General features: G+C 66.5%; 12 protein-coding genes. 6 read left to right on the top strand and 6 right to left on the bottom strand.

Features of this window, described 5'->3' with window-relative positions:
• The first annotated feature begins 7 nt into the window (after positions 1-7).
• The 5 genes from F4827_RS04440 to F4827_RS04420 all read left to right on the top strand — a co-directional run bounded on the left by F4827_RS04440 (position 8) and on the right by F4827_RS04420 (position 4,666).
• The gene (locus F4827_RS04440; RefSeq protein WP_183722064.1) at positions 8-808 is read left to right on the top strand and encodes a xanthine dehydrogenase family protein subunit M; all 801 of its coding nucleotides are present in this window, start codon (positions 8-10) and stop codon (positions 806-808) included.
• An 84-nt stretch (positions 809-892) separates the two neighbouring features.
• Positions 893-1,780 carry a MoxR family ATPase gene (locus F4827_RS04435; protein WP_183722062.1) on the top strand — a complete coding sequence of 296 codons (888 nt, stop codon included), beginning with the start codon at positions 893-895 and terminating at the stop codon, positions 1,778-1,780.
• A 5-nt stretch (positions 1,781-1,785) separates the two neighbouring features.
• Entirely contained in the window at positions 1,786-3,084 is a 1,299-nt protein-coding gene (locus tag F4827_RS04430) for a VWA domain-containing protein (protein WP_183722060.1), read from the top strand.
• Positions 3,075-3,671, top strand: a complete 597-nt coding sequence (locus tag F4827_RS04425) for a CoxG family protein (RefSeq protein ID WP_183722058.1) — start codon at positions 3,075-3,077, stop codon at positions 3,669-3,671. Before F4827_RS04430 ends, F4827_RS04425 begins: the two co-directional genes overlap by 10 nt.
• Positions 3,644-4,666 (top strand): XdhC family protein, encoded by a 1,023-nt coding sequence (locus F4827_RS04420; protein WP_183722056.1) that lies wholly within the window; start codon positions 3,644-3,646, stop codon positions 4,664-4,666. The genes F4827_RS04425 and F4827_RS04420 overlap by 28 nt, the downstream gene beginning before the upstream one ends.
• Positions 4,667-4,678: 12 nt before the next feature.
• Here F4827_RS04420 and F4827_RS04415 read toward each other — a convergent pair whose 3' ends face one another.
• From F4827_RS04415 to F4827_RS04400, 4 genes are all read right to left on the bottom strand, one after another.
• Entirely contained in the window at positions 4,679-6,085 is a 1,407-nt protein-coding gene (locus F4827_RS04415; RefSeq protein ID WP_260174966.1) for an HdeD family acid-resistance protein, read from the bottom strand.
• 177 nt (positions 6,086-6,262) lie between these two features.
• Entirely contained in the window at positions 6,263-6,403 is a 141-nt protein-coding gene (locus F4827_RS04410) for a DUF1145 domain-containing protein (protein ID WP_183722054.1), read from the bottom strand.
• Positions 6,404-6,416: 13 nt separating this feature from the next.
• Entirely contained in the window at positions 6,417-7,820 is a 1,404-nt protein-coding gene (locus F4827_RS04405; protein ID WP_183722051.1) for an OFA family MFS transporter, read from the bottom strand.
• 367 nt (positions 7,821-8,187) lie between these two features.
• Positions 8,188-8,883 carry a PepSY-associated TM helix domain-containing protein gene (locus tag F4827_RS04400; RefSeq protein ID WP_183722048.1) on the bottom strand — a complete coding sequence of 232 codons (696 nt, stop codon included), beginning with the start codon at positions 8,881-8,883 and terminating at the stop codon, positions 8,188-8,190.
• 365 nt (positions 8,884-9,248) lie between these two features.
• Here F4827_RS04400 and F4827_RS04395 point away from each other — a divergent pair, with 365 nt between their 5' ends.
• Positions 9,249-11,198, top strand: coding sequence for a DUF3857 and transglutaminase domain-containing protein (locus tag F4827_RS04395; RefSeq protein WP_183722045.1), 1,950 nt, complete (start codon positions 9,249-9,251; stop codon positions 11,196-11,198).
• Positions 11,199-11,220: 22 nt separating this feature from the next.
• Here the strand turns inward: F4827_RS04395 and F4827_RS04390 are convergent, their stop codons facing one another.
• Both F4827_RS04390 and F4827_RS04385 read right to left on the bottom strand, forming a co-directional pair.
• Positions 11,221-12,261, bottom strand: a complete 1,041-nt coding sequence (locus F4827_RS04390) for a serine/threonine protein kinase (protein WP_183722713.1) — start codon at positions 12,259-12,261, stop codon at positions 11,221-11,223.
• 187 nt (positions 12,262-12,448) lie between these two features.
• Positions 12,449-12,661 carry a hypothetical protein gene (locus F4827_RS04385; protein ID WP_027815839.1) on the bottom strand — a complete coding sequence of 71 codons (213 nt, stop codon included), beginning with the start codon at positions 12,659-12,661 and terminating at the stop codon, positions 12,449-12,451.
• Positions 12,662-12,791: the final 130 nt, after the last annotated feature.

Here is a 12,791-nt window from a genome sequence, read left to right as displayed (position 1 = left end):
GCGCACCATGTATTCATTCGACTACCAGCGCGCCAGCGATGCCCAGGGCGCCGTCAATACCCTTGCCGCCGACACCGAAGCGAAATATCTCGCAGGCGGCCAGAGCCTGCTCGCAGCGATGAAACTGCGGCTCGCGCAACCGTCCACCCTGGTGGACGTCACGCGCATTCCCGAGTTGAAGACGATCCAGGTGGACGGCAAGGTCGTGAAGATCGGCGCGGCGGTCTGTCATGCCGATGTCGCCGCCAACGCGCAGATCGCCGCTACGCTGCCGGGGCTCGCGCAGCTTGCGGCGCATATCGGCGATAGACAGGTGCGCGCGCTCGGCACGCTGGGCGGGTCGCTGGCCAACGACGACCCGGCCGCCGACTATCCCGCCGCCGTGCTCGGTCTGAATGCGACCGTCGTGACGGACCGCCGCCGCATCGCCGCCGACGACTTCTTTCTGGGCATGTACGAAACGGCGCTCGAACCCGACGAGTTGATCGTGGCCGTCGAGTTTCCCGTGCCGCAGCGCTCGGCCTACGAGAAGTTCCGCAATCCCGCTTCGCATTTCGCGTTGACGGGCGTGTTCGTCGCGCAGCTTGCGGATGGCGCGGTGCGTGTGGCGGTGACGGGCGCGGCGTCTTCGGTGTTCCGCGCAACGGCGCTTGAAGATGCGCTGAAGGCGAGCTTCACGCCTGCCGCCGCGCGTGCCGTGGCCATCGCCCCCGACGATCTCAACACCGACCTGCACGCGAGCGCCGACTATCGCGCGCATCTGATCCCCGTGTTGACGGCGCGGGCGGTGACCAGGGCGCTCGGCTAGCCACGCTCGCGCAGTCTGCCCGCGCACGCCTTTGACCAGGCGCGGCGCGGGCAGCGGCGTTTTTACATCGATAACAGGGCCGCCATGCTCCCCGCCACGATCGACGACACGCTCGCGCAGCTTGAAGCGCAGCGGTATTTCGCGAGCCGCGAACTGGCCACCGCGCTTTTTCTCGCGCTCAAGATGGAGCGCCCGCTGTTTCTCGAAGGGGAGCCGGGCGTGGGCAAAACCGAACTCGCGAAGGCCGCCGCCGCGCTCAGCGGCACGACGCTGCTGCGCCTGCAATGCTACGAAGGACTCGACACCGCCAGCGCGCTCTACGAATGGGACTACCCGCGCCAGATCATGGCGCTGCGTCTGGCCGAAGCCGCGGGCGAAAAACCCCGTAGCGACACGCTCTATCGCGACGAATTCCTGCTCAAGCGCCCGCTTTTACAGGCACTTGAACCCGATCCCGCTCAACCCGAAGCGCGCCGCGTGCTGCTGATCGACGAGATCGACCGCGCCGACGAGCCGTTCGAAGCCTTCCTGCTGGAACTTCTTTCGGACTTCCAGGTATCGATTCCCGAGTACGGCACGGTACGCGCGAAAGTGCCGCCGCTCGTGGTCGTCACGTCGAACCGCACGCGCGAAGTGCACGATGCGCTCAAGCGGCGCTGCCTCTATCAATGGCTCGGCTATCCGGAGCGCGAGCGGGAACTGGCGATCGTCGCGGCGCGTGCGAGCGACACCAGCGCGCAATTGCAGCGGCGCGCCGTGGCCTTCGTGCATCAGTTGCGCACGATGGACCTGTTCAAGGCGCCAGGTATCGCCGAAACCATCGACTGGTGCCGCGCGCTGTCTGCGCTCGCGGTGACGGAGCTCGATCCGCAATCGGTGCAGGATACGCTGGGCGTGCTGCTCAAGTATCAGGACGATCTCGCGCAACTCGACGCGCAACGGATCGCCGAAACGCTCGCGCTTGCGGAGTAGCGCCGATGCCCGCAGACAGCGTCCCACCCATGCTCGCGCGCAATGTCGTGCATTTCGTGCGCGTGCTGCGCGGCGCGGGGCTGCCGATGGCGAGCGCACGCGCGGTCGATGCGCTCGAAGCGCTCAGCCACATCGATCTTGCCCGTCGCGACGACGTGCGCGCGGCGCTGGCCGCCGTGCTCACCGCCGCGCCCGACGAACGCGAGCTGTTCGACGCCGCCTTCGCGCTGTTCTGGCGCGATCCCGACTGGGAAAACAAGCTGCGCGCGCTGCTGCTGCCGAAGGTGCAAGGCGGCCTGCCGCCGCCGCGCCGCAACAACCGTCTCGCCGATGCGCTCGCCGCGCAGCCTGCTGTTCGCGCGGGCGCGAAGCCGCCGGCGAGCGTCGAGGAGCACGAACTGCGCGCCCACGCGACCTTTAGCGCCGAAGAACGTCTGCGTCAGCGCGACTTCGACACGCTCGGCGCCGACGAATGGCGCACGCTGCGCCATCTGATCCGCGCGCGTCGCCTGCCGCTGGCGAGCGCGCCCACGCGCCGTCTGAAAACCGCCTCGCACGGCAACCATGCCGATCTGCGCGCGAGCGCGCGCCAGGCCGTGCGCGCGGGCGGCGACTGGACCGTATGGAAATACCGCACACGCGTCGAGCGCAAATTGCCGCTGGTGCTGCTGCTCGATATCTCCGGATCGATGAGCAGTTATTCGCGCGCGGTGCTGTACTTCTGCCACGCGCTGCTGCAATCGCGCGAACGACTGCAGGTGTTCCTGTTCGGCACGCGCCTCACGCACGCCACGCGCGCGTTGCGCGAGCGCGATCCGGACGTGGCTTTGGCGCAGCTTTCCACGCAGGTGGCGGACTGGTCGGGCGGCACGCGCATCGGCGAGACGCTCGCGCAGTTCAATCGCCGCTGGGCGCGCCGCGTACTGGGCGGCCGCGCCACCGTGCTGCTGGTCACCGACGGCCTCGATCACGATCCGGGCGGCGTGCTCATGGACGAAATGGCGCGGTTGCATCGCTTTGCGCATCGCGTGGTGTGGCTCAATCCGCTGCTGCGCTTTGGCGGCTTCACGCCGAAGGCGCGCGGCGTGCAGGCGATGCTGCCGCATGTCGACGCCCACTATTCCGTGCACAACCTGGAAAGCCTCGAAGCGTTCGGGCGCAGCCTGCGAAACTCACCGCCGGAGCGCCGGTCGCCGGATCGCCGGTCGCCGGATCGCCGGCCGCCGGATCGCCGGCCGCCATTGCATGGAACGCAAGCGGACCTCACGCGCGCGACAACACAAGGAGCGATACGATGGAGCTGACCGAAAGCCACACGCTGCCGGTGCCGCAACAGCGCGCCTGGGAAGCGCTCAACGATACGGCGATACTTAAGGTGTGCATTCCAGGATGCGAGAGCATCGAAGCCGACGGCGAAAACACTTATGCTGTCGCGCTGACCGCCGCCGTGGGCCCTGTCAAGGCGCGTTTCAAGGGCCGCATGCAGCTCGCCGATATCGACGCGCCGCGCAGCTACACGATCCAGTTCGAGGGCCAGGGCGGCGCGGCGGGCTTCGGCAAGGGCGACGCGCGCGTGACGCTCGAAGCCGCCGGAGACAACGCCACCACGCTCAACTACACCGCCAGCGCGCAGGTGGGCGGCAAGCTCGCGCAGATCGGCTCGCGTCTGGTGGATGGGGCCGCGCGCAAGATCGCCGCGGAGTTTTTCAGACGCTTCGGCGAGCAGCTGGGCGCAGGCGATCAAGGCCAGCAAGAGGATCAGGCGCGGGCGCCGGAAGACGCGCCTGACGCGCAAACAGACACATCCAACGCCGAAGGCAGCGACGCCGACGGCGCTGAAGAACCGCAAAAGAGGAAACGATCATGGACAGCGTGGATCTCGAAGTCCTGAAATCCAGCGTACGCTGGATCGACGAAGGCCACCGCGCCCTGCTGGTGACGGTGGTGAAGACGTGGGGGTCGTCGCCGCGTCCGGAAGGCGCGATGCTCGTCGTGCGCGACGATGGCCTCGTGGTGGGCTCGGTGTCGGGCGGCTGCATCGAAGACGATCTGATCGACCGCGTGCGCCGCGAAGGTATCCACATCGTCAAGCCGGAAGCCGTGAAGTACGGCATCTCGGCGGAAGAAGCGCATCGCTTCGGCCTGCCTTGCGGCGGCACCATCCAGCTGGTGCTGGAGCCGCTCAATGACGCCTCCGGCATCCGCGCGCTGCTGGAGGCGGTCGAGCGCGGCCAGCTGGTGGCGCGCACGCTCGATGTCGCCTCCGGCCGCGCCACGCTCGGTCCCGCCAGCGCCACCGACGGCGTGGACTTCGACGGCGAACGTCTGCTCACGATCCACGGCCCGCGCTATCGCATGCTGGTGATCGGCGCGGGGCAGCTCTCGCGCTATCTCTGCCAGATCGCCGTGGGGCTCGACTATCAGGTGACCGTGTGCGACCCGCGCGATGAGTACACCGACACCTGGAGCATCCCCGGCACCACGCTCGTGCGCACCATGCCCGACGACACCGTGCTCGATATGAAGCTCGACGAGCGCTGCGCCGTGATCGCGCTCACGCACGATCCGAAGCTCGACGATCTCGCGCTGATGGAGGCGCTCAAGACGCGCGCGTTCTACGTGGGCGCGCTCGGTTCGCGGCGCAACAATGCGGCGCGGCGCGAGCGGCTCAAGGAATTCGATCTGAGCGACGCCGAACTCGCGCGCCTGCATGGGCCGGTGGGCATTTATATCGGCAGCCGCACGCCGCCGGAAATCGCCGTGTCGATTCTCGCGGAAGTCACCGCGGCGAAGAACGGCGTGTCGCTGCCGACCATCCTCAAAGTCGAAGGCGCGAAGGCCGCGCGCGAGCAGGCCGCGAGCGTCGGGTCGAGTTGCGACGTTTGAAACACGCCGCGTTCACAGCTCGCGCGTTCTGCGCGGCCTGAACCAGCGCCCCACGCGCGTGCGCATCATCCGCCAGGCGCGCGTCCATCCGGACGGGCGTGGGTCCGCCAGCATGCTCAGGGCGCGTGCGTAATCGAGCGTGAGGCCCGGCGTCCACGCCATCGTCTGGCCGCGCTTGCGCAGCTGCGCGGCGACCCACAATTCCGGCGTCGCCAGCATGCGCACGAATGCCAGCCAGCCACCGCCCCAGACGCGCGGCGTCGCGCCTTCGAGCGCCGCCTCCAGCGCATGCGAGACCGTGCTCGAACAGTTGCGGTGCGTGAGGTTGTAGGTCGTATCGGCGCGATAGTGCTGCCAGAAGCGCGCGAGGCGCTGCGGATCGTAGTTGCGGATGCGCACCTGGCGCGTCGACGGGCACCACGCCTTCGATTCGGTCGCGTAGTCGGGCTGGAACAGGCCCGGCACGTCGTTCTCCTGAGTCGCGCGCAACAGGCGCGAGAAATCGTCGCGCGAGCGGTCGATCTCCACGGCCGGATAGAGGCTGATGTAGACCGATCCGGGCGCCTCCAGCGCTGCGTGGCCCGTCGAAATCACGCCGTTGCGATCCACCGCCGCGATATAGCGGTCGATCACCGGCTGACGCCGCGCCTCGCTTTTCGAACTGCCCACCGGCGTCCAGACGTGCACCGTGAGCGCCGCTTCGTGGTCCTCGGGCGGCCCGTCGAACACGGTCTGCGTGAGCTTTGCGCCGATGCCGCTGCTTACGCTGCTTGCGCCCGTTACGCCGGTTACGCCCGTTACGCCCGTTGCGACCGCGGCGCTCGCCGCCAGCGCCGCCAGACCGCCCTGCGCCGCCGCCGGATTCACGCCCAGCCGCCGCGCGCGCAGCGCGAGCAGCAGCAGATTCCAGCCCGCGAAGAACAGCACGAGCCCAAGGCAGTACGGCACGGTACCTTTGTAGTGGGTCGGATACGGTTGATAGAGAAACACGGCGATGACGATTTCCAGCACGCCGCCCGCTACCGCGAACTTCCAGGTGCGGTAGCGCACGACCCAGGCTGAAGCGATCTGCAATAGCCCATCGGCGAGAAAAAGCGTCGCGAACACCATCGAGAGAATGAAGGACCCATGCCGATAACCCGACAGCACCAGCGCGGCGGAAACACAGAACGCCAGGCCCTTCACGTAGCGCAGCGTGCGCTGCCCGCCCATGCCAGTCCACGCCACGGCGAGCGTCGCCAGGCCCTCGATCAGCAGCAGCCACGCGAACGGCGCGATGTGGAAATACAGCACGCCATCGAGCGCGTCGATGAACAGCGCCGCGCCGGTCAGCGCGCTCGACGCGCCCGCGAGCAGCACGCCGCGCCAGCGCGCGCGCAGGTAATCGACGCCCAGCAGGATCATCATGAGCCGCACCATCGCCGCGCTCCGTCGTTCGCCGTGGCTATAGCGTGCGATGCTACGCCCGACGCCAGCACGCCGGCCACGAAGCTGCGCAGGCGCGCTAGCGGAGAAACAATGCAAAACGGGCCGCAGCTTGACGCTTGCGGCCCGTTTCTTTTATCGCTTCATGCCGATATCGGCGCGATCAGCGCATCAGCCAAACAGCTTCATGGCCTGTGCGAGCGTGTTGGTCACGCCCCACACGAGCGGCACCACCACATAGAGCCAGAAGATCGCCATCAGCAGCTTGTTCGACTGCTTCGGCGCGGCGCTTGCGTTGCTTGCATTCGTCATGATCGTGCGCTCCTTATTTGCCCGCGGCCGCGAGTTGCGCGTCGCTCATGTGATGCTTCTCGTGCACGCGGCGCACCAGAAGGTTGCAGACGAAACCCACCACCAGCAGCGAAGCCATGATGTGAACGGTCATCGTGTAGGCATCGGCCTTGGCCACGCCGTGCGCCACCTGATACGCGCGCACGTAGTTCACCAGCACCGGGCCCGCCACGCCTGCCGCCGCCCAGGCGGTCAACAGACGCCCGTGAATGCCGCCGACGAAAGCCGTGCCGAACATGTCCGCGAGATACGCGGGCACGGTCGAGAAGCCGCCGCCATACATCGAGAGGATCAGGCAGTAGGCCAGCACGAACAGCACGATGTTGCCGCTCTGCGCGAACTGCGGGACTGCGTAGTAAAGCACCGCGCCGAACACGAAGAAGATGAAATACGTGTTCTTGCGGCCAACCCAGTCAGACGCCGAGGCCCACACGAAACGCCCGCCCATGTTGAAGAGCGAAAGCAGCCCGACGAAGCCCGCCGCCGCGCCCGCGGTGACGGTGTCCTTGAAGCTTTCCTGGATCATCACCGACGCCTGGCCCAGAATGCCGATGCCCGCCGTGACGTTGAGGAACAGCACCAGCCAGATCAGGTAGAACTGCGGCGTCTTGAGCGCCTGATCGATGTGCACGTGCGAGCGCGAGACCAGCTTGCCGCTGGTCGCGGGCGGGGTCCAGCCTGCCGGCTTCCAGTCCTTGGCGGGCACGCGAATCGCGATCGAGCCGATCGTCATCGAGATGAAGTACGCCACGCCCAGCACCACGAAGGTCTGCGCCACGCCCACGCTGGTGTCGCTGGAGAAGTGCTTCATCAGCATCACGGATAGCGGTGCCGCGATCATCGCGCCGCCGCCGAAGCCCATGATGGCGAGGCCCGTCGCCATGCCGCGACGGTCCGGGAACCAGCGGATCAGCGTCGAAACCGGCGAAACGTAGCCCAGGCCCAGGCCAATGCCGCCGATCACGCCATAGCCCAGATACAGCAGCGCGATCTGGTGCAGATAAACACCGAGCGCCGAAACAAGGAAGCCGCCGCCGAAGCAGCAGGCCGCCGTGAACATCGTGCGGCGCGGGCCGACGCGTTCGAGCCACTTGCCGCCGAATGCAGCGGACAGGCCCAGAAACACGATCGCCAGCGAGAAAATCCAGCCAAGCAAAGTAAGCGTCCAGTCGTCAGGCGAGGACTGGGTAATGCCGATCACTTTCGTGAGCGGCGAGTTGAACACCGAGAAGGCGTAGGCCTGGCCGATGCACAGATGCACCGCGAGCGCGGCGGGCGGCACCATCCAGCGCGAAAAGCCGGGCGGTGCAATAGTGGCCTCCTTGGAAAAGAAGGGCGCGGCTGCGGTGCCGCGCGTCGAATCCGCAACGCTGCTCATTGGTCGGTCTCCCTGGGAAGCGTATGTTCGTCATCTCTGTGCAGGCGCGCGATTTGTTATGGAGACCGGCCGGAAAGGCATTTTCAGGCGGTTTCGAACGCAGGGGCGCGCGCTGCTGCACGAAGTACTTACGTGCCGGAAATGCGGCACGCCCGAACGTTAGTGCGACAACCGGGCACTTGGCAATATGAGATAGCGATGCATATGGGGCGGATGCGACGGAATTGGCGTGTCGTTCGGTGAACTTCGCGCGCTTTTCGGCCGCTTTTTTGATTGTTTCGATGCGCGCGCAACCGCCTCGCGCCACCGTCTGATCGGCTCAGGCAGGAGAGCGAAGGAAACCCGCCGCGAGGCGAAGAAAAGCGTTTTAAAGGAGGCCGATCGCGAACGCCGCGGCCACCGATCCGGCCACCAGCACCACGCCCACGGTCTTTTTGCGGTTGAGTTCGGTCCACAGCAGCACGCCGGTGAGCGACAGCAAAATGAGGCTGCCGGCGATGGTGTCCATCAGCAACACCCAGCCAATGCCCATGCCCACGCCGCGATGGAGATTGTTGAGCGTGGCGAACAACGCGCTGTGCGTACGCCGCACCGATACCGTGTTGTTACCCACCCAATATTCCACGGCGATGCTCTCGTGCGGCCCCATCAGCGCGAACTGCCACGATTCGGGCTGCACCACGCTGCGATCGCCCCACGCAACCGGATGCGACTTCTCGCGGCGGATCTTGCCGGGCTTGCCGTCGAATTCGAGCGTCTGCTGCAGCCAGCGCGCGAGCGCCTCGGGGGTTTGGGGTGCTTCGAAAGGGTCGGCGGGCAGCGCGACCTGCATTTCCTTCACCTTCGCCGTACCCGAGGAAATATGCAGCGGCCCCGCGCGATGGTTGAGCAGGAAACCGGTCACGCCAAACAACAGACCCAGCACCGCGCCCCACAGTCCCACCCAGCCATGCACCTTGCGCAGCCACTTGATGAAGGTGGCGCGACGCGAGCGCTTGCGGCGCGCGGCGAGTTCGGCGGCATCGAGCGGCTGACCGACGCGTGATGCGATATCGGCGGGCATGCCAACGCTCGGGGATTCGATCAGGGGCTCGTCAAGGCGGGCGTTTAAGGCGCGACTCCAGATACGGCGGGCGCTACCTGACCACGCACACCACGCGGAACATGCACCCAGCTTACAATTGATAATGGTTATTATTACATAGCGGAAAGGCGGTTGTCAGGTTGCCTTGCGTGCCCCTGCGAGCCAGTCGACTGGGTCGGAATGAGGGTACAAAGCCCGCCAACGAGGCTTTGCGCACGCCCGTGCCGGACTCGCGCTTGACAAGCGAATAAGGTGACTTTTAAGTAGGAGGGTTGCGCCAGATCCCAGTTGGAAACCCAAACCGACGTCCCCCATAACCGCCGCGCCGCCAACGGAACGCCGCCATGCGCCACGTCCTCGTTCTTTGCACTGCCCTCTTCGGCACGGCTATCGCCCCAGGCGCGTACGCGAGCGGCGAACCGGTTTCCCAGCCGGCCTTGGCCGCTTCGTCGGCTTCGTCCGCCGGCCAGGCGCCCTATACGAACGAAGCCGAAACGCAGATTTACACCGTCAACGCGGACGGCTCCTACACCAAGCTCGACACGCTCACGCTGCGCGTGAACACCGAAGCCGGCATCGCGCGCGCGGGCCAGTACTACGTGTGGTTCAACCGAGAGATGGCGCACGTCGAGATTCTCGAAGCGTGGACCGAGGACGCCCACGGCGGCCGCCACGACGTGCGCCCCGACCAGATCCGCGACGTTCAGGAAGTGCGCTCGTTCGACGCGCCGATGTTCCAGGACGTGCAGGACAAGGTGATCGTGTTTCCCGCCGTCGAACCGGGCGCGCGCGTGCATCTCACATGGAAGAAGACCCAGCGAGTGCCGCTCGTGCCGGGCTGGTTCAGCGACTTCACGCCTCCCGACATGGCGCCCACGCACAACTTCCGCGTGATTTACGATCTGCCCGCAAGCGTCCCGCTGCATGCCGACGCGCGCGGCTTCACGGCGCTCAAGCCCGTCACGGCGAATGGCCGCACGCGCTACGAATATCGCTACGACAAGGCGAATTTCGAGCGGCTCGAATATGGTTCGGTTTCCTATGTAAGTTATGGAGACCGGCTGATGGTTTCCACCTTCCCCGATTACGCCGCGTTCGCAAAGGTCTATCGCGAAGCCTCCGCTGACCCGGGCGCGCGCGACCCGGCCGTGGTGCAGCTCGCGCAATCGCTCACCGCCCAAGACGCCACGCGGCGCGCGAAAGCGCAGACGCTCTACGACTGGGTGCGCCGCAATATCCGCTATGTGGCGATCAACGTCGGGCGCGGCGAGATCGTGCCGCATCGCGTCACCGACGTGCTGGCCAACCGCTACGGCGATTGCAAGGACCATGTCGCGCTCTATGGCGCGCTGCTCGACGCCGTGGGCGTGCGCAACATGCCCGCGCTGGTGAACAGCGGCACGGTCTATACGCTGCCCGCGGTGCCCGGCTTCGGCGTGATCAATCACGTCGTCACCTGGCTGCCCGATCTGCAGATGTTCGCGGATTCCACCGCGAATAACGTCGAGTTCGGCTTTCTGCCCTCGACCGACATGAACCGCGAAACCGTGCTCGCCGGCGACGGCTCGCTGATGCGCACGCCCGCGACCGCCAACACCACGCGCGACAGCGACCTCGACATCACCGTTGCGCCCGATGGATCGGCGCGCTTCATCTATCGGCTCCAATCGGCGGGTTGGGCCGCCGAACAGACGCGCAGCGTGCTACGCCTGCAAACCCCGGCGCAGCGCGAAGAATCGCTGCAGTGGGAGTTGCGCAACGCCAACCTGCGCGGCTTCGCGACGCTCGCGTCGAGCCCGCTCGACGCCACGACCGGGCCACTCGTCGTGACGCTCACGGGCACGCTGGACGGCTTCGTCGATCCGCAGATGACAACACCCGTGCCGACGCTCACGAGCCTCGTAGGCGGCCTGGATGCGAGCCTGCGCTACTGGCTGGGCGAACCGCGCCGCACCCAGCCCTTCGTCTGCCGCAACATGGAAGTGACCGAGCGCGCGCGCATCGCGCTGCCGCCGGGCTTGCGCGTGCTCGACATGCCCGCGCCCCAGCATGCGGGCAATGCGTTTATCGATTTTCAGTCGGACTATGCGCTGGATGCGAACACCAACGTGCTGCGCGTGACGCGCAGGGGCCGCACGCATTTCACCAGCGACGTGTGCAGTGCGGCGGATTTCGCACAGATGCGGCCGGCTTTCGAGACGATGGCGCGCGACCTGCGCGCGCAACTGATCGTGAAACCCGAGGCGCAAACGGCCTCGGGCGCGACCGCGCAAGGCGATACGCGCGATCAATGAGAGGGCAACGACGCCTTCTGAATCAAACCGGCCAGAGCGGCCCTTCCTGCATCGCGCCGATCTGCTCGCGCAATTCGAGAATGCGCTCTTCCCAGTAGCGTTGCGTGTTGAACCACGGGAACGCGGCGGGGAACGCCGGATCGTGCCAGCGCCGCGCGAGCCACGCCGAGTAATGAATCAGCCGCAGCGTGCGCAGCGCTTCGACAAGATGCAGTTCGCGCTGATCGAATTCGCAGAAGTCCTCATAACCGGCCAGCAGATCCGCGAGCGAGCGCGAGGCGTCGGCGCGATCGCCGGGCAGCAGCAGCCACAGATCCTGAATCGCAGGGCCCATGCGGCTGTCGTCGAAATCGACGAAATGCGGGCCGGCGTCGGTCCACAGCACGTTGCTAGGGTGGCAATCGCCGTGCAGGCGCAATTGGCGCACATCGCCGGCGCGCTCGAAGGCCGCTTCCACGCCTTCCAGTGCCAGGCCGACGGCGGTCTGCCACGCGTCGCGCAGGTTGTCCGGCACGAAATCATGCTCCAGCAGATACGCGCGCGGCTCGTAGCCATAGCTTTGAATATCGATCGCGGGGCGCGCACGATACGGCTGCGCGGCGCCTACCGCATGAATGCGGCCGATAAAGCGGCCGATCCATTCGAGCGTTTCGCTACGGTCGAGATCGGGCGCGCGGCCGCCGCGCCGCTCGAACAACGCAAAGCGATAACCCTCGTGCTCGTTCAGCGAGCGGCCTTCCAGCACCAGTGCGGGCACAGCGGGAATCTCGCGCGCGGCGAGATCGGCCACGAAGGCGTGCTCTTCGAGAATCGCCGCGTCGCTCCAGCGCCCCGGCCGATAAAACTTGGCGACCAGCGGCGCTTCGTCCTCCACGCCGATCTGATAGACGCGGTTTTCGTAGCTGTTGAGCGCAAGCATGCGGCCGTCGGTGCGGCGGCCAGTGGACATCAGCACGCCGTCCACGGCGTCGAGCACGCACTCGGGCGTCAGGCGCGCGTAGGGTGCGGACGAGTCGCCGGATTCGTCAGACGGACCGGACGAAGAGGAGTTGAGATCGTTCATCCCCGCATTGTGCATCTTGCGGGCGGCGGCGGCGAGTTGCGCGCGCTGCGCCTTGCTGGCTGCGGCACCGGCGGCGTGCGGATCGCACACGCCGCGCCGATGCGCTGCGGGGTTGAAGCGGCGCGCTGGTTGCGCGCCGGGGTCGGAGCGTTACAGGCAAGCGCCCGCAACGACGATGCCTCAGTGTTTAGTGGACTTTCGCGCCGGCGGGCATCACCTGCTCGCCCGTATCGATCAGATCTTCCAGAAAAAAGGGCTCGGTATTGAGCTGTCGCGACGCGCCAGGCTCGCCGATGTACCAGGTAACCATGGCCATGTCGCCGAGAATACGCATCACGATGCCGCGCGCGCCATGAGGCACGGCGATATGAACAGTGCGGACAATAGAACCGATTTGCATGATGTTTCCCCGTTCCCAATGCCGGCTTCTTCGCGAGATAGACCGGTCAGTGTGCTGACAAAAACCCGTGCGCACACGAGGTTGCGCACGCATTCACCTGCTCCCGGCAGCGCGTTCGTGCACTCATTGC

Origin of the sequence: Paraburkholderia bannensis, assembly GCF_014200455.1 — a bacterium.
Classification (GTDB): Bacteria; Pseudomonadota; Gammaproteobacteria; order Burkholderiales; family Burkholderiaceae; genus Paraburkholderia; species Paraburkholderia bannensis_A.
Note: the sequence above shows the minus strand (reverse complement) of the source record. Positions and strands in the feature narration are given on the sequence as shown.